At 34.9% G+C, this 23,895-nt stretch carries 17 protein-coding genes and 1 other RNA gene; 13 read left to right on the top strand and 5 right to left on the bottom strand.

What is annotated here, in order from left to right; all coding sequences use genetic code 11:
- Nucleotides 1-47: 47 nt before the first annotated feature.
- Entirely contained in the window at nt 48-1,436 is a 1,389-nt protein-coding gene (glmM, locus tag ACP7AT_RS08165; RefSeq protein ID WP_426063849.1) for a phosphoglucosamine mutase, read from the bottom strand.
- Nucleotides 1,437-1,555: 119 nt separating this feature from the next.
- Here glmM and ACP7AT_RS08160 point away from each other — a divergent pair, with 119 nt between their 5' ends.
- The 5 genes from ACP7AT_RS08160 to ACP7AT_RS08140 all read left to right on the top strand — a co-directional run bounded on the left by ACP7AT_RS08160 (nt 1,556) and on the right by ACP7AT_RS08140 (nt 8,230).
- Nucleotides 1,556-2,137: an ACP phosphodiesterase gene (locus ACP7AT_RS08160; RefSeq protein WP_426063848.1), complete on the top strand. Its 582-nt coding sequence runs from the start codon at nt 1,556-1,558 to the stop codon at nt 2,135-2,137.
- A gap of 151 nt (nt 2,138-2,288) precedes the next feature.
- Nucleotides 2,289-2,702: a GxxExxY protein gene (locus ACP7AT_RS08155; RefSeq protein WP_426063847.1), complete on the top strand. Its 414-nt coding sequence runs from the start codon at nt 2,289-2,291 to the stop codon at nt 2,700-2,702.
- 145 nt (nt 2,703-2,847) lie between these two features.
- Nucleotides 2,848-4,533 (top strand): gamma-glutamyltransferase, encoded by a 1,686-nt coding sequence (gene ggt / locus ACP7AT_RS08150; protein ID WP_426063846.1) that lies wholly within the window; start codon nt 2,848-2,850, stop codon nt 4,531-4,533.
- A gap of 16 nt (nt 4,534-4,549) precedes the next feature.
- Nucleotides 4,550-6,235: a gamma-glutamyltransferase gene (gene ggt, locus ACP7AT_RS08145; RefSeq protein WP_426063845.1), complete on the top strand. Its 1,686-nt coding sequence runs from the start codon at nt 4,550-4,552 to the stop codon at nt 6,233-6,235.
- A 210-nt stretch (nt 6,236-6,445) separates the two neighbouring features.
- Nucleotides 6,446-8,230, top strand: coding sequence for a chloride channel protein (locus ACP7AT_RS08140; protein ID WP_426063844.1), 1,785 nt, complete (start codon nt 6,446-6,448; stop codon nt 8,228-8,230).
- Between the two features lie 60 nt (nt 8,231-8,290).
- Here ACP7AT_RS08140 and rnpB read toward each other — a convergent pair.
- An RNA gene (gene rnpB / locus ACP7AT_RS08135) (RNase P RNA component class A) lies at nt 8,291-8,610 on the bottom strand.
- Nucleotides 8,611-8,731: 121 nt separating this feature from the next.
- Here rnpB and ACP7AT_RS08130 point away from each other — a divergent pair.
- From ACP7AT_RS08130 to ACP7AT_RS08105, 6 genes are all read left to right on the top strand, one after another.
- Entirely contained in the window at nt 8,732-9,040 is a 309-nt protein-coding gene (locus tag ACP7AT_RS08130) for a hypothetical protein (RefSeq protein ID WP_426063843.1), read from the top strand.
- A 69-nt stretch (nt 9,041-9,109) separates the two neighbouring features.
- Nucleotides 9,110-10,225 (top strand): class I SAM-dependent methyltransferase, encoded by a 1,116-nt coding sequence (locus ACP7AT_RS08125; protein ID WP_426063842.1) that lies wholly within the window; start codon nt 9,110-9,112, stop codon nt 10,223-10,225.
- Between the two features lie 161 nt (nt 10,226-10,386).
- Nucleotides 10,387-10,698, top strand: a complete 312-nt coding sequence (locus ACP7AT_RS08120; protein WP_091208587.1) for a hypothetical protein — start codon at nt 10,387-10,389, stop codon at nt 10,696-10,698.
- A gap of 12 nt (nt 10,699-10,710) precedes the next feature.
- Nucleotides 10,711-11,775: a DNA topoisomerase IB gene (locus ACP7AT_RS08115; RefSeq protein ID WP_426063841.1), complete on the top strand. Its 1,065-nt coding sequence runs from the start codon at nt 10,711-10,713 to the stop codon at nt 11,773-11,775.
- A gap of 113 nt (nt 11,776-11,888) precedes the next feature.
- On the top strand, nt 11,889-12,974 hold the full coding sequence (dnaX, locus tag ACP7AT_RS08110) for a DNA polymerase III subunit gamma/tau (protein ID WP_426064031.1): 1,086 nt from the start codon (nt 11,889-11,891) through the stop codon (nt 12,972-12,974).
- A 266-nt stretch (nt 12,975-13,240) separates the two neighbouring features.
- Nucleotides 13,241-13,624 (top strand): DNA polymerase III, encoded by a 384-nt coding sequence (locus ACP7AT_RS08105; RefSeq protein WP_426063840.1) that lies wholly within the window; start codon nt 13,241-13,243, stop codon nt 13,622-13,624.
- A 12-nt stretch (nt 13,625-13,636) separates the two neighbouring features.
- On the opposite strand, the gene ACP7AT_RS08100 is transcribed toward ACP7AT_RS08105, so the two are convergent.
- From ACP7AT_RS08100 to ACP7AT_RS08090, 3 genes are all read right to left on the bottom strand, one after another.
- Entirely contained in the window at nt 13,637-14,527 is an 891-nt protein-coding gene (locus tag ACP7AT_RS08100; RefSeq protein WP_426063839.1) for a Ppx/GppA phosphatase family protein, read from the bottom strand.
- 81 nt (nt 14,528-14,608) lie between these two features.
- Nucleotides 14,609-16,696: a polyphosphate kinase 1 gene (gene ppk1, locus ACP7AT_RS08095; RefSeq protein WP_426063838.1), complete on the bottom strand. Its 2,088-nt coding sequence runs from the start codon at nt 16,694-16,696 to the stop codon at nt 14,609-14,611.
- Nucleotides 16,693-17,178: a SixA phosphatase family protein gene (locus ACP7AT_RS08090; protein WP_426063837.1), complete on the bottom strand. Its 486-nt coding sequence runs from the start codon at nt 17,176-17,178 to the stop codon at nt 16,693-16,695. The genes ppk1 and ACP7AT_RS08090 overlap by 4 nt, the downstream gene beginning before the upstream one ends.
- A gap of 379 nt (nt 17,179-17,557) precedes the next feature.
- On the opposite strand from ACP7AT_RS08090, the gene ACP7AT_RS08085 reads away from it, so the two are divergent.
- Complete coding sequence (locus tag ACP7AT_RS08085; RefSeq protein ID WP_426063836.1) at nt 17,558-18,148, top strand: hypothetical protein; 591 nt, start codon at nt 17,558-17,560, stop codon at nt 18,146-18,148.
- 33 nt (nt 18,149-18,181) lie between these two features.
- Nucleotides 18,182-23,895: HYR domain-containing protein (locus tag ACP7AT_RS08080; protein ID WP_426063835.1), on the top strand; the 5,714-nt coding region annotated here is incomplete at its 3' end.

The following is a 23,895-nucleotide window of genomic DNA, read 5'->3' as shown; positions in this document are numbered from 1 at the left end:
TTTCAAAGACTATTTTGAAAGGGTTCCTTTTATATTAAAACATAAAATTAAATTCCAGCTATTGCTTTTATTTCATCAATGATTCGCAGTGCCAAAGCATCTGCTTTCTCTTGTGAAGCCGCTTCGGTATATATACGAATGATTGGCTCCGTATTCGATTTTCTTAAATGAACCCAATTTTCAGCAAAATCAATTTTCACACCGTCAATGGTTGTAATATCTTCATTTTTGTATTTCTCCGTCATGGCAACAAGAATCGCATCAACGTCAATTTGTGGCGTCAATTCGATTTTGTTTTTGCTCATGTAATATTCCGGATACGAAGCACGCAAAGCAGAAACCGTCATTTTCTTGTTGGCCAAATGCGTTAAAAACAGCGCCACGCCTACCAAACTATCACGACCGTAATGCAGTTCCGGATAAATGATTCCGCCGTTTCCTTCACCACCAATTACAGCATTATTTTTTTTCATTAATTCCACGACGTTCACTTCACCTACGGCACTGGCTTCATAGCTTCCGCTATGCCCATTAGTCACATCACGCAAGGCACGGGAAGACGACATATTCGAAACCGCATTTCCTGGTGTTTTACTCAAAACATAATCGGCACAAGCCACCAAAGTATATTCTTCACCAAACATTTCTCCGTCTTCACAAATGAAAGCCAAACGATCAACATCAGGATCTACCACAATTCCTAAATCAGCTTTTTCTTTAACTACTAACTCTGAAATATCTGTCAAATGTTCTTTCAACGGTTCGGGATTGTGAGGAAAATGTCCGTTGGGTTCGCAGTATAGTTCTACTACTTCAACACCCATTAATTTTAATAATCTTGGAATAATAATTCCTCCAGACGAATTCACTCCATCAACAACCACTTTAAATTTAGCTGCTTTTACTGCATCAACATTTACCAAAGGCAAATTCAAGACTTCATCAATATGAATATCCATGTAAGCGTCATTAATCATAATTTCTCCCAAAGCATCCACATCTGAGAAATCAAAAGCTTCCGCTTCCGCAATTTCAAGAATTTTCAAACCTTCTTCTCCATTCAAAAATTCTCCTTTTTCATTCAATAATTTCAAGGCATTCCATTGTTTTGGATTATGTGAGGCGGTAAGGATAATGCCACCTTGGGCTTTTTCTAATGGAACAGCAACTTCAACAGTTGGCGTTGTAGAAAGACCTAAATCAATCACGTCAATTCCCAAACCAATTAAAGTATTTACCACCAAATTGTGAATCATTGGTCCCGAAATACGGGCGTCACGACCTACAACTACAGTAATTTTTTCTTTCCCGATATATTTTTTTAACCAAGTTCCGTAAGCCGCGGCAAATTTAACCGCATCAACAGGTGTCAGGTTATCCCCTACTTTTCCTCCTATTGTTCCACGTATTCCCGATATTGATTTTATTAAAGTCATTAATTATTATTTTAAATTTTGAATTATAAAGTATAAATTGCTTACAAATATAATGATTGAGGGTTTATAAAAGTCATTTAGAATTCAAAATTAACCATTTAAATTCCTAAATTAGGCGAATGAATTTTCTAGCACACATCTATCTTTCCGGTGATAATGACTTAATCAAAATTGGCAATTTCATGGCCGACGGAATTCGTGGAAAACATTTTGAGAATTATCCTTTAGAAATTCAAAAAGGAATTATTCTGCATCGTGCCATTGATACTTTTACTGATGCACATCCAGTTTTTAGACAAAGTACCAAACGGTTGCATGAGCATTATCATCATTATGCCGGTGTTATTGTAGATGTTTTTTATGACCATTTTTTGGCAAAAAACTGGACGAAGTATTCCGATGAAAATCTAGAGGATTTTGTGGAACGATTTTACCAATCCTTGCATTATAATTACGAAATGCTTTCAGAACGAACCAAAGGACTAATGCCTATCATGATGAAAGAAAATTGGCTGGTGAGTTATCAAACGGTTGAAGGAATTAAGCATATTTTGACTCAAATGGACCATCGCACCAAAAACGAATCTAAAATGCGGTTTGCTACCAATGAGCTTTCGGAATTTTATTCGGAATTTGAAAAGGAGTTCACAGAATTCTTTGAAGAATTGAACGCTTTTGCAAAACAAAAAAGAATTGATTAATGATTTTTTTTTACCACATAGAATTATAGGTTTGTTACATTATAGTGAAAGATTAGAAAATAATTTTTAAACATAGTAGTATTACAAAGACAATATTATATTTAAATCAACAACGCTTTAAGAAGATTAATAATTCGAAAGGACTAAAAGGATGATTACACAAAAATATCTAAATGAATTAAGCTTTGAAATTATCGGAGCAGCAATAGAAGTTCATAAAATCATGGGTAGAGGTTTATTAGAAAGCGTCTATCACCAATGTATGAAAGAGGAATTACGGGTGCGGAATATTAATTTTATTTCAGAGCTTAAAATACCTGTCATTTACAAAGGCAAAATCATGGAATCTGATTTTAGATGTGATTTGTTAGTTGAAAACTTAATTGTTATTGAGTTTAAAGCCGTCTCAGAAATACATCCTGCTTTTGAAGCAAAACTTTTGAATCATATGAAATTATTAAAATCACCAAAAGGTGTTTTGATAAATTTTAATTGTTATAATATTTTCAAAGAGGGGCAAAAGACTTTCGTTAATGAATTTTATAAAATTTTACCAACAGAATAAGTAAATCCGTCTATGAAATCTATTTTTAAGCGAAGTTTTTTTACACACAAACTAAAATTCTATGTCTCTATGTGGTCAAACCATTTAATGCATTACAATCTAAAACAACCAAAACAATACAGTTAAAACCAAAATATATTAGACAATGAAAAAAATAATGTTCCTGCTTTTACTTATCGTTTTAGGTTGCAAATCAAATGAAAAAACCGTTGAACCAACTGGTTTATTAACTTCAAAAGCTATGGTCGTTTCCGCTCGTGAAGAAGCGTCACAAATCGGAGTTGAAATCATGAAAAAAGGCGGTAATGCTTTTGATACTATGGTTGCCATGGAACTGGCTTTGGCGGTTTCACATCCTCAGGCGGGAAATATTGGTGGTGGCGGTTTCATGGTTTTTAGAAAAGCAAATGGTGAAACTGGAGCTATCGATTACAGAGAAAAAGCACCTTTGGCCGCGTCTAAAGATATGTTTTTGGACGAAAAAGGAAATGTAATTGTAGGAAAAAGTACAGAGACTGCTTTGGCATCTGGAATTCCGGGTACCATTGCAGGAATATTTGAAGTGCACAAAAAATATGGCTCTTTACCCATCAGTGAAATTCTCAAACCTGTAATTGCTTTGGCAGAAAGAGGTGTTGTTGTTACTAAATTTCAAGCCGAAAGTTTGGCTTATTACAGAGCTTCCTTTTTAAAAAGTAATGGTAAGAACAGTTTGTTTTCCAAAACATACAAAGAAAATGATACCATAAAATACATCGCTTTGGCAGCAACATTAAAACGAATTGCTAAAAACGGAAGAGGTGAATTTTACAAGGGGGAAACAGCTAAAAAGTTAGTTGCTTTCCTTGCTAAAAAAGGTGGAAATGCCACATTAGAAGATTTAAAAAGTTATAATGCCAAATGGCGAACTCCAATTACTTTTCAATACAAAAATTTAAAAATTACCTCTATGTCGCCTCCCAGCAGTGGCGGAATCTGTCTGAATCAAATTATGAAAATGATTGAACCTTTCAATCTTTCGCAAATGGGACACAACAGCGTAAAAACAATTCAGATAATTACAGAGGCAGAACGAAGAGCCTTTGCCGACAGAAATTATTTCTTGGGTGATCCTGATTTTATAAAACTGCCGTTAAAAGAATTAGTAAGTCCATCTTATTTAGAAAAAAGAATGGCTGATTTTTCATTCGAAAAAGCTTCTAAATCTTCGGATATTGCCCACGGAGCTATAAAAGGATACGAAAGCAACCAAACCACGCATTACTCTATTGTTGATGCCGATGGGAATGCAGTTTCGGCAACAACTACTTTAAATGATAATTATGGTTCGAAAATATATTGTGACGAATTAGGTTTCTTTTTGAATAATCAAATGGACGACTTTAGTGCCAAAGCCGGCGTTCCAAACTTATACGGACTAACGGGAAGTGAAGCCAACAGTATTGCTCCCGGAAAAAGAATGTTGAGTTCCATGACGCCAACTATTGTCGAAAAAGACGGTAAACTTTTCATGGTTGTGGGTACACCGGGAGGCTCCACCATTATTACTTCGGTTTTACAAACGATATTAAATGTATATGAATTTGATATGAGTATGCAGGAAGCGGTAAACGCTCCACGTTTCCACCATCAATGGTTACCCGATGAAATTACTTTTGAACCCAATTCTTTCCCCAAGGACGTGATAAAACAACTGAAAGGAAAAGGATATTTTATCAATGAAAAAAACAAAGAAATCATTGGCGAAGTAGATGCTATTTTGGTTCTTCCAAATGGAAAACTGGAAGGTGGCGCAGACAAAAGAGGTGATAATAAAGCCGTTGGTTTTTAAATTTATACTATTTCGAATGAAAAAAATGATTATTTTATTGAGTGTTTTTTCTATTGGTTGTAAAACCCAAAATGTAATGGTTCAACCCACAGGCCTGGTTGCTGATAAAGCAATGGTAGTATCGGCTCGTGAAGAAGCTTCAAAAATTGGAGTGGAAATCATGAGAAAAGGTGGTAATGCTTTTGATGCGATGGTGGCAACTGAATTGGCTCTTGCAGTCGCTTACCCGTTTGCGGGAAATCTTGGCGGTGGTGGTTTTATGGTGTATCGTAAAGCAAATGGCGAAGTTGGTTCATTGGATTACCGAGAAAAAGCACCATTAGCGGCTACAAAAGACATGTTCCTTGACGAAAAAGGAAATGTCATAAAAGGAAAAAGCACCGAATCTCCACTTGCTATTGGAGTTCCCGGAACGATTGCCGGCGTTTTTGCAGTTCATGAAAAATTGGGTTCATTGCCTATAGCTGAAATTCTAAAACCCGTAATTGCATTAGCAGAAAGAGGGGTCATTGTTACCAAAAAACAAGAAGACCGACTAAATGATTACCGAGCGAAAATCATAAAAGTAAATGGTGACAAAACGTTATTTGCAACTGTTTTTAAAGAAAATGATGTTATACAATATCCTACGCTGGCTGCTACATTGAAAAGGATTTCAAAAAATGGCAGAGCTGAATTTTACAAAGGGAAAACTGCTGAAATATTAGTTAAATATCTTCATGAAAAAGGAGCTATCATCACCTTGGAAGATTTGGCTCAATACCAAGCCAAATGGAGAACGCCACTCACTTTTGATTACAAGGATTTAAAGGTTATATCGATGCCTCCACCAAGTAGTGGCGGTATTTGTCTGGCTGAAATATTCAAAATGATAGCGCCTTTTGACCTGGCTAAAATGGGCCATAATTCAACTGAAGCCATCCAGGTTATTGTAGAAGCCGAAAGAAGAGCTTATGCAGACAGAAGTTATTATCTGGGTGACCCGGATTTTGTAAAAATTCCTCTGAAAGCATTAATGGCAGATGATTATTTGAAACAAAGAATGTCGAATTTTAGTTTTGAAAAAGCCACTTTATCATCGGAAATAAAAGAAGGAAAAGTAAATTATAAAGAGAGTACAGAAACTACTCATTATTCGATTGTAGATCAGTTTGGTAATGCTGTTTCGGCAACTACAACATTAAACGATGGATACGGTTCTAAATATTATTGTGATGAATTGGGATTTTTCCTCAACAATGAAATGGATGATTTCAGTGCCAAACCAGGTGAACCCAATATGTTTGGATTAGTGGGAAATGAGGCAAACAGTATTGCGCCACAAAAACGAATGTTGAGTTCTATGACACCAACAATTGTGGAGAGAAACGGCAAATTATTCATGGTCGTGGGTTCTCCCGGTGGTTCTACGATTATTACATCGGTATTGCAAACGATTTTAAATGTTTCTGAGTATAATTTCAGCATGCAACAAGCAGTAAACGCACCCCGTTTTCACCACCAATGGTTGCCGGATTTAATCACTTTTGAGCCTAATACTTTCGATACAAAAACCTTTACGACCTTAAAGTCAAAAGGATATCTCATTAATGAAAAAACGACACCTGTAATAGGAAAAGTAGATGCGATTTTAGTTTTACCAAATCAAAAACTGGAAGGTGGCGCTGATTTTAGAGGTGATGACACAGCGGTTGGATTTTAGCACTTCGACTGTGATCAGAATAACGAAAAATTTAATATTTATGAATTTTACACGTGCCTTAGAAAACGCTTTTAAACAAAATAAATCCAGAAGCTGTGCGGCAGTTTGTGGCAAATTGTAATTTAAAACCATTAAGCACAAAAGAAGCGTTGAAAAATATTTGTTAGGATTAAAATAATAGTAGTTTTGCACCCCTTTTAAAAAATTATAATGTTCAAAAAATATATATCCAAATTAGAAGTAATAGTTGCCTTAGCGCAATCCTTGCTAACTCCAAAACAGTTTATATTTTTATCCGCAGTTTTAGTTGGTATTTCTTCCGCTTTTGCAGTAATTGTACTAAAAACTTTTGCCCACTGGGTTTTTTCTTTTGCCACGTATGTCAGTGGAATTTTGAAATTAGGATTTCTAAATAGTATTCTGCCAATAATTGGTATTTTGCTCACCGTTTTTGTTATCAAAAGAGTTTTGGGTGGATCAATACAAAAAGGAACTTCACAAATTTTATATGCCGTTGCTAAAAAGGCGAGTATTATTCCAAAAAAACAAATGTACGCCCAAATCATTACCAGCTCACTCACAGTTGGTTTGGGTGGTTCGGCAGGTTTAGAAAGTCCGATTGTTATTACCGGTGCCGCTTTTGGATCAAATTATGCCCAAAAATATAAATTGAGTTACAAAGACCGAACGCTCCTTATCGGTTGTGGTGTTGCCGCAGGTGTTGCCGCAGCTTTTAATGCACCAATAGCCGGGGTTTTATTTGCGATCGAAGTGTTATTGGTTGATGTTAGTATTGCCGCTTTTACACCCATTATGATTGCAGCGGCTACCGGTGCTTTGGTTTCTGTAATTGCATTAGATGAAGGAATATTGCTTTCGTTCAAACAGCAACAAAGTTTTGATTATCATAACATTGCTTATTATATTCTTTTAGGCTTATTCACAGGATTCATTTCGGTTTATTACTCCCGTAATTTTCAGAAAGTCGAACATTTTTTTGCCCGACTTAAACTCTCTCCCTATAAAAAAGCGTTGTTTGGTTCTTCTATTTTAGCCATCCTTATTTTTATTTTTCCAACACTATTTGGAGAAGGATATGATAGTATCAAAACATTATCTGACAATGATCCCGGACAATTATTGGAAAATACATTATTCAGCAGTTTTAGAAATAACAGCTGGGCACTTTTACTTTTTGTAGGATGTACAATGATGATAAAGGTTTTTGCCACAGGAATCACTTTAGGCAGCGGCGGTAATGGAGGTAATTTTGCCCCTTCGTTATTTCTGGGTTCGTATGTTGGTTTTTTCTTTTCTAAATTTTTAAATTTAACAGGGCTTACAAAATTACCAGTAAGTAATTTTACATTGGTTGGAATGGCAGGGATTTTAAGTGGATTGTTTCATGCGCCGTTAACAGCGATTTTCCTTATTGCTGAAATTACGGGCGGCTACAACTTAATGATTCCCCTGATGATTGTTTCTTCTATTAGTTTTGCTATTTCTAAACGTTTTGAAAAACATTCAATGGATGTGAAAAATTTGGCACAAAAAGGACATGCATTCACTAGTAATAAAGATACAAATGTACTCTCTACTTTAGATACAAATTCCATTATCCAAACTGATTTTTTGACTATTGCCCCCGATGAAAATCTAGAAAAATTAGTTGATTTAATTTCCCATTCAAACCAAGTGATATTTGCCGTTGTAGATGATGAAAATCAACTTCTGGGAATTGTCCATTTTAATACAATTCGGGAAATCATATTTAATTCCTATAGGGTTAAATACACTCTGATAAAAGAAATTATGATGAAGCCTATTGAAATTGTCACTCCGGATGAAAGTATGGAAACGGTCATGGATAAGTTCGAAAAATCCAAAGTTGCATTCCTTCCGGTACTTAAAAACGACAAGTATTATGGGTTTATAAGCAAATCTATTGCACTTGAAGCTTATAGAACTAAACTCAAATCAATGACAATAGATTAATTTTAATGTTCTAAAATTTCACCTATTACATCAAAAATAAATGTGATTTGGCTTTAAATAAAAAAATGCAGACCTGTAAGCCGGATTCTGTCTCCAATAAATTAGAGCCTCATCATTTATCTAGATCCCGCATTACTGCGGGACTCAAGCTATCTACCCTTCAACAACGGACGAGAAGCCCTTAAATGCTGATATACTTGATATTTCACCGCATAGAGTTTACCTGGTTTCACTACAGCATTACCTGTACATACTTTCTGTTGCACTTGTCCTAATCCCGATAAATCGGTACCGACGGGTATTACCCGCTATGCTTCCCTTTGGTGTCCGGACTTTCCTCCCTTTTGAATACTCAAAACGGCGATAAGGCGGTCTGCGGTGCGAAATTACATTATTTTTTCGTGTATCTCTATCTCAGACAATTTACTTTAACAACCTTTTTATAACGACTTAATAATAAATTAGTTACCTTTATAATTCACAATTAATCTTCCGTTATTTATGAAACCATCCTATCATTACACCACAGTTTTGGAAGCTTTAGAGGATTTGAAAGAAAAAAGTTTTACCTATGATTTTAATATTCATCAAGAAGACATTAAAACTAATCCACACAATTACGAAGTGAATCATGTATATCGCTACGAAGGTGATACTGATCCAGCAGAAGAATCAGTGGTTTATGGCATAACTTCAAATTTAGGTATAAAAGGAGTTTTTGTATCAGGATTTTCAGCTAATTCAGATAATGATGCGGCATTTTTTTTAGAAAAATTATGTATCGATGGCGGAGGACAATGCAAACTCTAATTTTTCTTATTCCTTCTTTTAAAAAAAATAGAACTTGTTTTTAAAGTCTAAAAAAATATTTATTTAATCGTGGTGCAGTTATCCGAAATAATAATAAAACGAATCAAAAAAGAAGGGCCAATATCTTTTAAAGATTTTATGGAAATGGCATTGTATTATCCAAAATTGGGCTATTACAATGCCACGCAAAATAAAATTGGAGCTGATGGTGATTTTTACACGAGCCCTTATATCTCTGCTGATTTTGGTGCCATGATCGGGCGGCAAATTGAAGAGATGTGGAAAAATTTAGGAAAAGAACCTTTTAAGATTATTGAATATGGAGCTGGCACGGGTTTATTGTGTCACGATATTTTAGAATATCTCAAAAACAATAATGCTTTATATGATACCTTAAACTATTGCATTATTGAAAAGAGTGTTAGCATGCGCGAAATTGAAAAGCGTCATCTGAAAGAAAAAGTCAGTTGGTACAACTCAATTCAGGATATTCCCCAAATTAACGGCTGTATTTTATCAAATGAATTGATTGACAATTTTTCTGTACATCAAGTCATTATGGATGAGGAACTTAAAGAAATATTTGTAGATTACAAAGAGGGTTTTGTGGAAATTTTAAAGCCTGCAAATAAAAAACTGATTCATTATTTTAAAACATTAAACGTACAACTGCCGAAAGGTTTTCGCACAGAGGTCAATTTGCAGGCAATTTCATGGATAAAGGAAGTTTCTTCTTCGTTAAAAAAAGGATACATTATTACGATAGATTATGGATCATTGTCGAGTGATTTGTACACTAGCCGTCGAAGTTGCGGTACACTATTGTGTTATCATAAACATCAAAAAAACGACAACCCCTATCAATTTATTGGTGAGCAAGACATTACAACACATATAAATTTTTCCGCTTTATCCCAATGGGGTTTAAATTATGGCATGGAAAGTTGCGGAATGGTAGACCAGGCACAATTTTTATTAGGTTTGGGTATTAAAGAGTATCAAAATATTGCTTTAGTGAAAAATCAAAATAATTTACAGTTAGCAGCCCATGAAGCACTTATGAATTATAGATTATTAGTCGATATGGGGATAAAATTTAAAATTTTAATTCAACAAAAAAAAGTACCTAAATACACTTTATCAGGATTGAAGTTTCTAAATTCATCATTAGTTATCTCACATTAAAAATGAAATCATAAACATTCTGCACAACCCACAAACAGTTGTGACAGAACTAAAAATTAAAAGTGAAAAATTTTAAACTACTTGACAATATTTATATAAAAACTTATATCCCTCATAAGTATACCTTTAATTAAATAAAATTAACCCATAAAAAAAATATCATGGATAAGCGAATGTATCACTATGCGACTGTTTCTAAAGCACTGGAAGAATTAAAAGAAAAAGGATTTACAATCGATTTTAACGTTCAAGAAAAAAGGATAATTGACAGTCCGGATGATTTTGAAATTGTGCATCTATATCGGTATGAAGGAGAGAGTGATCCTGGAGATGAAGCTACGGTTTTTGGTATTAAATCAAGTACGGGAGAAAAAGGTGTTTTTGTAGCAGGACTATCTGCATTTGCTGACAATAGTGCCGCTATGGTTTTAAATGAACTGACGATTAAAGGAAGAGAAGATCGTCCAGAATAATATTACAGTACAATGAACCGCTTACAATCTAAGCTAGAAAAAATGGGTCGGGATCCCCTAATTACAGCAAAAGCAGTAAGTCTTCGCTATTGTGTAAATTATACTAAAGGTTATTTTAGAATCAAAAGCAACGATACTTATCATTACATTGATCAAAATGAGAATTCAATTAATGATCCTGAAATTTTAACCCGAATTTTAAAATTAGTGCTTCCGCCAGCATGGGAAAACGTATGGATTTCGCCTTATGAAAATGGTCACTTACAAGCTACAGGCATAGATTCTAAAGGCAGAAAACAGTATCGTTATCATGAGCAATGGAACAAAATCAGAAATCAATCTAAATTTTATCGCATTCAAAGTTTTGCTTTAGCTTTGCCTTTGATTCGAAAACATGTGGAACAAGATTTAAAAAATAAAAATTTAACGTACGAAAAAGTTATTGCGCTTGTAATAAAACTAATAGAGGTAACAAATATTCGTATTGGAAATGAAACGTACAAAAAATTATACGGCTCATTCGGATTAACTACTTTACAAGATAGACATGTCAAATTTCAAAATTCAAATATTCGATTTGAATTTACAGGTAAAAAAGGTGTCAAGCATAAAATCAGTTTTATCAGTAAAAAATTAGCGACATTAGTCAAAAGATGTAAAGATATTCCCGGACAAGATCTATTCCAATATTATGACTTGCAAGGAAATCATCATACAATTGGTTCGTCAGATATAAATAATTACTTAAAAAACATAACAAACCAAGATTTTACTGCTAAGGATTTTCGGGTTTGGTCAGGAAGCGTAAACGCATTAAGTGCGTTCCAACAATTAAAACCACCAGTAAGTCAAACGGAATCCAAACGCAAAATAATTGAAGTAATTGATGAAGTTGCCTTAAAACTGGGCAATACAAGATCCGTTTGTAAAAAATATTATGTTCATCCAACTGTTATTGCTGCATTCGAAAAAGGTTCTATCTGGCAATACAAATCCAAAAAAATTAATGCTAAATTTCTGCCGGAGGAATACGCATTACTAAAGCTACTTGATAAAGAAATAATTGCAAATATTTAGAATAAATTTTTAAGAAATCTAGATTTAATTTGTCTCAGGCCAACACTTAAATTGTGTTTTATTTTTTGTTATTTGACTCACCAAAACCTATATTTGTGCTTGAATTAATTTCTATGGAACAATTTGTTGTATCGGCACGTAAATATCGACCTCAAACATTTAAAGATGTTGTAGGACAAAAAGCCATTACTAATACTTTACTAAATGCCATAGAAAGCAACCATCTTGCTTCTGCACTTTTATTTACAGGACCACGTGGTGTTGGTAAAACTACATGCGCTCGTATTTTGGCCCGAAAAATAAACCAGCCAGGATACGATGATCCCAATGAAGATTTTGCTTTTAATGTTTTCGAATTAGATGCAGCGTCCAACAACTCTGTCGATGATATCAGGAATTTAATAGATCAAGTTCGGATCCCACCACAAACAGGACAATACAAAGTATATATTATTGATGAGGTTCATATGTTGTCATCAGCAGCTTTTAATGCTTTCTTAAAAACACTGGAAGAACCGCCTAAGCACGCCATTTTTATTTTGGCAACGACCGAAAAACATAAAATTATTCCAACGATACTTTCTCGTTGTCAGATATTTGATTTTAAAAGAATTACCGTAAAAGATGCTAAAGAACATCTTGCCGAAGTGGCCACCAGTCAAGGCGTAGTTTTTGAAGATGACGCTTTACATATCATTGCTCAAAAAGCGGACGGCGCCATGCGAGATGCTTTGTCTATTTTTGACCGAGTCGTTTCTTTTTGTGGAAAGGATTTAACGCGTCAGGCCGTGACGGAGAATTTGAATGTGTTGGATTACGAAACGTACATCAACATTACCGATTTGATTTTAGAAAATAAAATCCCGGATTTATTAATGGCTTTTAACGAAATTCTTTCTAAAGGATTTGATGCGCATCATTTTGTTTCCGGATTGGCTTCCCATTTCAGAGATTTGTTAGTTTCTAAAACACCTGCAACGTTGACTTTATTAGAAGTTGGTGAACAAGCACAACAAATGTATGGTGTGCAAGCACAAAAATGCAATCAAGACTTTCTTTTGAAAGGAATCGAGATTGCAAATGATTGTGATTTAAAATACAAACTGAGCCAAAATCAGCGACTTCTTGTTGAACTTTGCCTGATGCAACTAGCCTCTATCACTTTTGATGGAGAAAAAAAAAAGTTGAACAATATATAATTCCACCTACTTATTTTAAAAAGAATGATTATTCAATAACGGGTCAAACAAAAATTGAAGATTCAAAATCTGCTATCCCAGTTATAGAATTAATTCAAATAAAAGAACCGGAAACTATAACTGCTATTCCATCAATTCCAGTTCCTACCCCTGAAGTAAAAATTAACATTCCACAATCGAATGAACCAAAGGTTTCTGCGTTTTCATTAGCCAGTATTCGCGCTAAAAAAGCATTAGAAGAAAGCAGTAAAGGAATTGTAAAAGAGGTGCTTCATTTGCCAACTGAACCATTCACTGAGACAGAAATGCTGTTGCAATGGAACAAATACGCGCAACGTTTGGGAGACAAAGGCTATAAAATTATGGAATCGTTGTTGCTCATCAACGATCCAAAATTAAATGGAACCGCAATTACCATTGAATTGCCAAATGAAGGCTCAAAATTAGATTTTGAAAAAGAAATACATGGCCTTTTGGGACATTTGAAAGGACATCTACACAATCATGACATCACAATTGAGGTTGTTGTAAATGAAAGTATAGAAAATAAAAGAAGTTTTAATGACCAGGACCGCTACAATAGATTATTGGAGATAAATCCAAACATTGAGCTGTTACGCACAACATTTGGATTAGATTTAGACGCATAATCTATATTAAAATTAAATTTTACCGTAGTACATTGCTTTTACTATACCATCCGAAAGACCAATTTTTGGTACATAAATATTTCTTGCTCCACTCCATTTCATGGCATTCAGATAAATTCTTGTGGCAGGAATAATTACATCGGCACGATCAGGATTGAGACCCAGTTCAGATATTCTTTGCTCATAAGAAAGAGAATTTAAAAAAGTATATTGAGAATTCATGTAAATGTAAGAAAGCGGCTTATCTTGTAATTTCCCCGACATTTTAAAAAGCTTATTTATATTTCCACCAGAACCTATCAACGTAACTTCATCAAATTCTTGCGTATTTGTTTTAATCCATTTTTCAATTTCATCCCACACTATATCGCAGACCATATCATTCAGTAAACGAACGGTTCCAGCTTTAAAAGATCTTGAGTTGATCATTTTACCATTTGAAAATAACGTAAACTCAGTACTTCCACCGCCAACATCGACAAAAAGATAGGTTTGATCCGTTTTTAACAAATGATGTAAATCAGTCGATGCAATTAAGGCAGCCTCTTTTTTACCATCAATAATTTCTATTTTTATATCTGCTTTTTTCTTAATCAATGCTACAACTTCTTTACCATTATAGGCTTCTCGCATCGCAGAGGTTGCAAAAGCCATGTAGCGTTCCACTTTATGCACTTTCATCAAAAGATTAAAAGCCTTCATGGCATCACACATTCTTTCGATATTCTCTTCTGAAATTTCACCAACTGTAAAAGCGTCCTGTCCAAGACGAATAGGTACACGAACGAGGGAACTTTTGTTAAACTGAGGCTCTTTACCTTCCTGTTCCACAATATTAGCAATCAACAAACGCATGGCATTGGAGCCAATATCAATTGCTGCATATTTTTTTATTTTAATCATTTCCAATTCATTATTTACTGATTATAGTGTAGATTTCTTAATTATATGAGTGCAAAATCCCATCCAGATATAAACAATTAATTATACTTTTTCTTCATCAGGCACTACTTCTTGCTGTTTTTTTTGATAGTATTTGTACGTTTCAAATTGCGCTCTAAAAACAGGATTATGATTTCTTGTACGGTATTTATTATCTAGTTTATACGAATGGAAACGGGCTTTTACGTTACCTTTCCAGCCAATGTCAAAATTATCAATCAGTTCATTTTTTATTTCCTGATCATAAATGGGACACGTTACTTCGACCCTTCCATCAAGATTTCTGGTCATAAAGTCTGCTGATGATATAAAAACTTCCGTTTGCCCTGCATTGCCAAAAATATAAATTCTGGAATGTTCCAGATAATTATCCACAATACTTATTGCCTCTATATTATCACTCATTCCTGGAATTCCGGGAATCAACGAACAAATCCCTCTTATTTCAAGTTGAATTTTTACACCGGCTTTACTTGCTTCATATAATTTATCAATCATTGCAAAATCAGACAAACTATTCATTTTCAATTTTATATGCGTTTTTCTTCCTGCCAAAGCATGTGTAATTTCCCGATCAATCAACTTTACAAATCTCGTTCTGGTGTAATGAGGTGAAACAATAAGGTGCTTGTAGCGATGCACTCTATAATTGATGTCAAAGAACTCGAATATCCGCATGATGTCTTTTAAAATCTGTTGATGAGATGTAAAAAGAGTAACATCAGTATACACTTTCGCAGTAGATTCATTAAAGTTGCCGGTTGAAATAAAACCATATCGTTTTATTTTGTCATTCTCAATTCTTTCGATAACACATATTTTACTATGTACTTTAAGTCCTTTTATTCCAAAAATGAGTTCAATACCTTCCAATTGCATTTGTTCAGCATAGGAAATATTGGAAGCCTCATCAAAACGAGCTTGCAATTCAATTTGGACCGTTACTTTTTTTCCATTTTTTGCCGCATTTATGAGCGAACTAATAATTTGAGAGTTTTTTGCCAATCTATACAAAGTGATTTTAATCGAAATTACTTTGGGATCCAACGCCGCTTCACGCAAAAACTTGGTCAAATAGGAAAAGGATTGATAAGGAGCATTTAATAAATAATCTTTCTCGCTTATTTTTTCGAGCATACTTCCTTCAAGACTTAATCCCGGAATAGGAAGGGGATCATTCGTTTGGTATAACAAATCATATCTTCCCAGATTTGGAAAATTCATATAATCACGTCTGTTGTGATATCTTCCGCCAGGAATGATGCTGTCAGTGGACACAATTTTCATTTTGTCCAAGAAAAAATTCAATGTATCGTCTTCGATTAATTGGTCGTAAATAAAACGCACGGGTTCTCCAATCCTTCTGTCTTTTACACTTAGTGATATTTTTTCAATCATACTTTTACTCAAATCACTATCAATGTCAAGTTGCGCATCTCTGGTGATTTTTATCATGTGAGCCGTAACGTTTTTGTAGTCAAAAATATTAAAAATATTGCTCAGGTTGTGTCGAATAACATCATCCAGAAGAATGACGTACTGTTTTTCGTTATTAGACGGTAAAACAACAAAGCGGTTAATCGTTTTGGGAATTTCGATAACTGCATATCGAACTTCTGAATTTTTATTCATAACCAGTTTGATGGCTAAATATCCCGAAGTATCTTTCAATACTGGAAATTCAGCTAAATCATTTAAGATAATTGTTACCAATTCAGGGCTCACTTTTTGAATAAAAAAATCTTTTAGAAAAATTTCTTGTTCATTCGTAATATCCGATTCGGTAATGATAAATATGTTTTTAGTTTCAAGTTCGCTTTCGATAATATTTAAAATTCGTAAACTTTCAGATTGTTGCTGTATGACAATTTCAGTAATATCTTTAACTAATTGTTGCGCTGAAATACCTCCCAAATATTTTTCTCCAGATATCCCCGTTAAACTCAATCGTCGTATAGCTGCAAAACGAACTCTGAAAAACTCGTCTAAATTATTTGAAAAAATACCTAAAAAACGCAACCTGTCTAATAACGGAACTGAATGATCGCCAGCTTCTTGAAGTACTCTTGCGTTGAATGCCAACCAACTTTTTTCTCTATCAATATATTTATATTCTAATACTTTATTCATCTTAGATTTTTCGGGAATATTATTTTTTTTATTTTACCATTTTTTATTTTTTTCCAATCATCACCATCAAATTTTAAAGATACAAAACCAGCTGTTGGAACATTTTCGATAAAAATATCTCCAAATCTATTAACAAAATCTGTAATTGCCGCATTATGTCCAAAAAGAATAACACTTTCAAAAATATTACTGCATGATTTAATAACGTTCTCTAGATTCTTTTCATCAAAAGTATAAAGGTCGTCTTTGTAAACAATGCTTTCAATAGGATATGAAATATTTTGAGCAAAAATTAACGCAGTATCAGTGGCTCTTTTTGCAGAACTACTCCAGATTATATAGGTTTTCGGAATTAAATCTTTGGCTTGAGCGGCAACAAGATGAGCATCTTTTATTCCTTGACAGTTTAAAGCACGATTTTTATCATGGATGGGAACCTCCCAACTTGATTTTGCATGGCGAACCAAAATTAAGTTTTTCATGTCGGAAAAATTTCTGTTTTCGATTAGTAAAATTGATGAAATGTAATTTACAAAACAAAAAATTATAATATTATTTTTTAACTTTTTATTCTATAAAATATTCATTAAAATTTTCAAAAAGTTAACTAATAAAAGTCTAAAACAACTCCTAATATAAAGTTAAACAAAAAAGAGTAATTGTTATTAAAGGCTGATATTACTGCAGATAGCTTAATAATTTGATGTGTTTTTTTAAGATTGATTTAACAAAAACATGCACTTAACCGAGTATTTAGGTTGTTTGCAGAAAAAAGAAACAACTGTAATTTATTACATATAATTTAGTTCTTTATTAATTTGATAATTCATAAAAAACCTAATTTTAATCCTCATAACATTCATGGAAAAAAAATACTTTACCTCAAAAAATAGGGTTTCAGACTTTTCTAATTTTTTTAAAAATTCATCAATTGAACTTTTAAAAAAATTAGTTTTCGTTTGTTTTGCATTATTGGCAAGTTCAGCTTCTGGTCAAGTATTAAAATCCAGTGATGAAACGCCTCAAGTGCTGGAGATAAAGTCTTTTTTAGCAGCAATGAAAAAATCTGAGCAAAATTCGAGATCAGTAAACCGGGAATCAAAACGTTTGGAAAATTTGTTGAATGATGTGCAACAAACCGTTTATTTTTATTCTGGCAAGGTTGAAAGTTATGGAGATAAACCAAACTCTTTATTTACAAATACAAAATCTTTGAACGCAATTGCTTCGTCCAACATCGACATTGAAGATATTGAAATAGTAACTATTAAAATTGACAGCAACGCTGATTTAAATATTCCAATTGATTTGTCAGTACTTTCCCTATTTTCTAAGTTAAAGTACGTGTACATCCTTTCTAATATTATTAGTAGCGAAACTTCTGTAATCAAACTTATTAAAAACATAAATCCTCGATATACTGTTTTTTATAAAATAGACCAAAGCGAATAAATCTAGATGAGATAACAACCTACAATAATTATTATGAAAAAACTATACTCTGAATCTAAAATAGTTTACCCAATATTTCTTCTATTTTTTATAGTAATCTTTTTTTTAGGATTCGCGTTTTCTTTGAATGCGCAGGTAAAAATTCCTTTTAAAGAGAGGACATCGACATTTTCACCACTTAAGAAAACGTATAATGTAAAAGGTGATTTTACCATGATTGGTAATACCAATTTAACATTACAGAATTATGGTGACAATGTTACCAATGATAATCCAATGATTTATGTTGACATTGATAACGATTCAAAAACTTGGAATTCATCCTCGTCAACCTTATCATTACCTACAGATAATGGAACTGCTTCTTCTTGTTCAAATATTGTGTATGCAGGATTATATTGGACAGGAAGAGCGTCAGATGGTGATACCAATAATTATATGGTAGCTGCATCGAACGGTGGTGTTAACAAAAATTTTGACAAAAGAGTTGTCTCATTAAAAGGACCTGGAGAATCCAATTACACGAATATAACAGCAAGTTCAATAGGGAACGTTAATGAAATTTATTATCCAAATAATTCAGATGGATATATGTATTCTGCTTATGCAGAAGTTACACAGTATGTAAAAGATCACGGAGTCGGAGAGTATTTTGCGGCTGATATTGCTCTGAAACAAGGAAGTGGTGGTGGAACTGGATTTTATGGTGGTTGGGGATTAGTTGTTATTTACGAAAATTCAAGCATGAAAAATCGTGACATCACTGTTTTTGATGGACATGCTTATGTAAAAGGTTCTAAAACAATAAATCACGAAATTGATGTCACAGGTTTTAATGCAGTACCTTCAGGGAATGTTGGTATTAAACTTGGAATGATTGCTGGAGAAGGCGATAGAGGAATATCCGGTGATTATTTTCAGATTCAAAAAAAGAATTCCTCTAACTATTTAAGTCTTAACCATTCCGCAAATTCGACTAACAATTTTTTTAATTCTTCGATACAAACGGGAGGAAATCAAAGAAATCCATCACTTGCAAATAATACTGGATTAGACATAAGTATGTTTACCATTCCTAATGCAGATAATTCCATAATAGGTAATAATCAGACAGCAACAAAATTCAAATACGGTTCAACACAGGATACCTATGTCATATTTGCAATAGCAATGGCTGTTGATGCCTATGTTCCCGATATCGAAGGTATTATTACGGCTACAAAAATCGATAACGTTCCTGTTTCTGGCACTAACCCAACAAAAGCTTTACCTGGTCAAGAGTTAGAATACAAAATTCAAATAGAAAATCGAGGTACGGAAGCCATCAATAATACAAAAATTGTAATACCAATACCTTATAATGCCACCTATATTGCAAATAGTGCTTCTAAAACTATCAATTTCACACCAAACCCTTCTCCTAATACCTTAGTTTACGAACCCACTACTGGAGCAAATGGTTCCGTTGTTTGGGATTTTGGTACTTTACCGCTACCTGTTAACGGAGATAAAAATAGCATCTTAGCAGAACTTACGTTTAAATTTAAAATTACTGAAGATTGTACATTATTAAAAAATATTAACTGTAATAATGTAGTTTCAGTCATTGGTTTTTTAAGTGGTACAGGATCAGTATCTACAGTAAAAGTTATCGATAAATCTTTAATTCAAGGCTACACCTCAGGAGGTAATTGTCAAGGAACCGCAATTCCAACTCCTTACACAACAACAATCGATGCTGCTGCTTATGTTAATACAAATTGTCAGGCTACTCCACCGATCACGGCGTTTACATTTTGTAACGCTGGACGTTCCATTGCGATTACCGCTGTAGCAGGAGCATTTCCTACTGGAGCGACATTTTACAACTCGTATCCAGTTGTTAGAGGAACAACAATTCAATATACCATAAACAAACCATTTCCTGCAACTGTTGGAACTTCTACATATTATGCAGTACCTCCAGGGGTTGGCAGTGATTGTTATTTCCAATTTACGATTACCGTTTCAAGCATTACGTCATTGCCTCTAGTAACTGATGTAAAATATTGTATTGATGAGAATACAGTACCGCTAATCGCTACTGCAAGTAATCCTTCCTATGATTTATATTATTACACTAGTGAAACATCATCAGCTCAAATGTCTATTACTCCATCGTCAACTACTGTTGGAGAAACTACATATTATGTTGCCGAAGGTCAAACTAATTCTTGTATCGGTCCAAAAAAACCAATTAAAGTTACTGTTTATCCAAAACCAACAGTTGTCGCACCTGTAAATAAAACTTTTGAAGGATGTGAAACTGATGCATTAACTGGTTTGCCTTATAGTGAAACAGACATAAATATTACATTATCACAGTTTATAACAGCCGGAGGTACTTTTCCGAATAGTAGTAACGTTAGCACCTATTCCATTTCCTATAAAGATTCAAAAAGTGGAAGTTGCCCAATAAAGATTGAAAGAACCTTTAAAATTACAACAATCTGTGGTTCTACTATTGTAAAACAAACTATTAAAATTCAAGATACAACTGCACCGATCATTACTGGTACTTTATCTGATGTAAATAAAGAAGGTTGTTCTCTTACCGATCTTCCCCCAGCTGTAAAAACAGTAGCAGCTTTAGAATCATTAGGCTTATTAATTAGTGATAATTGTACAACTGATTTAAATATGACTGTTACAAATTCAGATATTATAAATGGAAATTTACCCACTGTTATTACTAGGACTTACACAGTATCTGATCAATGTAATAATCAAACTGTCGTAAATCAAAAAATTATTATAAAGGATACTGTTGCGCCTGTGACTCCTCTTTTGGCAGATGTAACCGGACAATGCGCTGCTACTGCGACCGCTCCAACAACTACCGATGTTTGTAGTGGAAATTATATTGTAGGAACAACGTTAGACCCTCTTACCTATACAACTCAAGGTACCTACACGATCACTTGGACTTTTAAAGACGGGAACGGAAATACAACTACCGCTACTCAAAAAGTAATTGTAAAAGATACTGTTGCGCCTGTGACTCCCGTTTTGGCTGATGTAACCGCACAATGCGCTGCTACTGCGACCGCTCCAAAAACTACCGATGTTTGTAGTGGAAATTATATTGTAGGAACAACGTCAGATCCTCTTACTTATACAACTCAAGGTACCTACACCATCACTTGGACTTTTAAAGATGGGAACGGAAATACAACTACCGCTACTCAAAAAGTAATTGTAAAAGATACTGTTGCGCCTGTTACTCCCGTTTTGGCAGATGTAACCGGACAATGCGCTGCCACTGCGACCGCTCCAAAAACTACGGATGTTTGTAGTGGAAATTATATTGTAGGAACAACGTTAGATCCTCTTACCTATACAACTCAAGGAACTTATGTTATTACTTGGACTTTTAAAGACGGGAACGGAAATACAACTACCGCTACTCAAAAAGTAATTGTAAAAGATACTGTTGCGCCTGTGACTCCCGCGTTGGCAGATGTAACCGGACAATGCGCTGCTACTGCGACTGCTCCAACAACTACCGATGTTTGTAGTGGAAATTATATTGTAGGAACAACGTCAGATCCTCTTACTTATACAACTCAAGGTACCTACACCATCACTTGGACTTTTAAAGATGGGAACGGAAATACAACTACCGCTACTCAAAAAGTAATTGTAAAAGATACTGTTGCGCCTGTTACTCCCGTTTTGGCAGATGTAACCGGACAATGCGCTGCTACTGCGACCGCTCCAAAAACTACGGATGTTTGTAGTGGAAATTATATTATAGGAACAACGTTAGATCCTCTTACTTATACAACTCAAGGTACCTACACCATCACTTGGACTTTTAAAGACGGGAACGGAAATACAATTACCGCTACTCAAAAAGTAATTGTAAAAGATACTGTTGCGCCTGTGACTCCCGCGTTGGCAGATGTAACCGGACAATGCGCTGCCACTGCAACCGCTCCAACAACTACGGATGTTTGTAGTGGAAATTATATTGTAGGAACAACGTTAGATCCTCTTACCTATACAACTCAAGGAACTTATGTTATTACTTGGACTTTTAAAGACGGGAACGGAAATACAACTACCGCTACGCAAAAAGTAATTGTAAAAGATACTGTTGCGCCTGTGACTCCCGTTTTGGCTGATGTAACCGCACAATGCGCTGCTACTGCGACCGCTCCAAAAACTACCGATGTTTGTAGTGGAAATTATATTGTAGGAACAACGTTAGATCCTCTTAACTATACAACTCAAGGTACCTACACCATCACTTGGAGTTTTAAAGATGGGAACGGAAATACAACTACCGCTACTCAAAAAGTAATTGTAAAAGATACTGTTGCGCCTGTTACTCCCGTTTTGGCAGATGTAACCGGACAATGCGCTGCTACTGCGACTGCTCCAACAACTACGGATGTTTGTAGTGGAAATTATATTGTAGGAACAACGTTAGATCCTCTTAACTATACAACTCAAGGTACCTACACCATCACTTGGACTTTTAAAGACGGGAACGGAAATACAACTACCGCTACTCAAAAAGTAATTGTAAAAGATACTGTTGCGCCTGTGACTCCCGTTTTGGCTGATGTAACCGCACAATGCGCTGCTACTGCGACCGCTCCAAAAACTAAGGATGTTTGTAGTGGAAATTATATTGTAGGAACAACGTTAGATCCTCTTACCTATACAACTCAAGGAACTTATGTTATTACTTGGACTTTTAAAGACGGGAACGGAAATACAACTACCGCTACGCAAAAAGTAATTGTAAAAGATACTGTTGCGCCTGTTACTCCCGTTTTGGCAGATGTAACAGGACAATGCGCTGCCACTGCAACCGCTCCAACAACTACGGATGTTTGTAGTGGAACAATTACAGGAACAACATCTACTGTTTTTCCTATCACAACTCAAGGAACCACCGTAGTGACCTGGACTTTTGATGACGGAAAAGGAAATAATGTCACAGCTACTCAAAATGTTATTGTAAAAGATAACATAAATCCAACCATAACCTGTGCAGCGCCGGTAACGGTGCCTGTGGATGTGGCTTCCTGTACTGTGGCTAAAGCCAATGTAACTCTTGGAAATCCAACTACTGCTGATAACTGTGAGGTAAAATCTGTAACCAACGATGCGCCTACCGTTTTCCCTGTCGGAAACACAACCGTAACTTGGACTGTAACAGACCATGCAGGAAATACCGCTACTTGTACCCAAATTGTAACGGTGGTAGACAATATTAATCCAACTATAACCTGTGCAGCGCCGGTAACGGTGCCTGTGGATGTGGCTTCCTGTACTGCGGCTAAAGCCAATGTAACTCTTGGAAATCCAACTACTACTGATAACTGTGAGGTAAAATCTGTAACCAACGATGCGCCTACCGTTTTCCCTATCGGAAACACAACCGTAACTTGGACTGTAACAGACCATGCAGGAAATACTGCTACTTGTACTCAAATTGTAACGGTGGTAGACAATATCAATCCAACCATCACCTGTGCGGCGCCGGTAACGGTGCCTGTGGACGTGGCTTCCTGTACTGTGGCTAAAGCCAATGTAACTCTCGGAAATCCAACTACTACTGATAACTGTGGGGTGAAATCTGTAACCAACGATGCGCCTACCGTTTTCCCTATCGGAAACACAACCGTAACTTGGACTGTAACAGACCATGCAGGAAATACCGCTACTTGTACTCAAATTGTAACGGTGGTAGA

Source organism: Flavobacterium sp. DSP2-3-1, from assembly GCF_049896865.1.
In the GTDB taxonomy this organism is placed as follows: Bacteria; Bacteroidota; Bacteroidia; order Flavobacteriales; family Flavobacteriaceae; genus Flavobacterium.
This window is presented reverse-complemented; position numbering and strand designations above follow the sequence as displayed.

Coding starts and splice junctions, on each gene's coding strand:
- ACP7AT_RS08115 (WP_426063841.1), top strand. CDS start 10,711: ATGAACCGCTTACAATCTAAGCTAGAAAAAATGGGTCGGGATCCCCTA.
- ACP7AT_RS08140 (WP_426063844.1), top strand. CDS start 6,446: ATGTTCAAAAAATATATATCCAAATTAGAAGTAATAGTTGCCTTAGCG.
- ACP7AT_RS08130 (WP_426063843.1), top strand. CDS start 8,732: ATGAAACCATCCTATCATTACACCACAGTTTTGGAAGCTTTAGAGGAT.
- ACP7AT_RS08090 (WP_426063837.1), bottom strand. CDS start 17,178: ATGAAAAACTTAATTTTGGTTCGCCATGCAAAATCAAGTTGGGAGGTT.
- ggt (WP_426063845.1), top strand. CDS start 4,550: ATGAAAAAAATGATTATTTTATTGAGTGTTTTTTCTATTGGTTGTAAA.
- ACP7AT_RS08085 (WP_426063836.1), top strand. CDS start 17,558: ATGGAAAAAAAATACTTTACCTCAAAAAATAGGGTTTCAGACTTTTCT.
- ggt (WP_426063846.1), top strand. CDS start 2,848: ATGAAAAAAATAATGTTCCTGCTTTTACTTATCGTTTTAGGTTGCAAA.
- ACP7AT_RS08155 (WP_426063847.1), top strand. CDS start 2,289: ATGATTACACAAAAATATCTAAATGAATTAAGCTTTGAAATTATCGGA.
- ACP7AT_RS08160 (WP_426063848.1), top strand. CDS start 1,556: ATGAATTTTCTAGCACACATCTATCTTTCCGGTGATAATGACTTAATC.
- glmM (WP_426063849.1), bottom strand. CDS start 1,436: ATGACTTTAATAAAATCAATATCGGGAATACGTGGAACAATAGGAGGA.
- ACP7AT_RS08120 (WP_091208587.1), top strand. CDS start 10,387: ATGGATAAGCGAATGTATCACTATGCGACTGTTTCTAAAGCACTGGAA.
- ppk1 (WP_426063838.1), bottom strand. CDS start 16,696: ATGAATAAAGTATTAGAATATAAATATATTGATAGAGAAAAAAGTTGG.
- ACP7AT_RS08100 (WP_426063839.1), bottom strand. CDS start 14,527: ATGATTAAAATAAAAAAATATGCAGCAATTGATATTGGCTCCAATGCC.
- dnaX (WP_426064031.1), top strand. CDS start 11,889: ATGGAACAATTTGTTGTATCGGCACGTAAATATCGACCTCAAACATTT.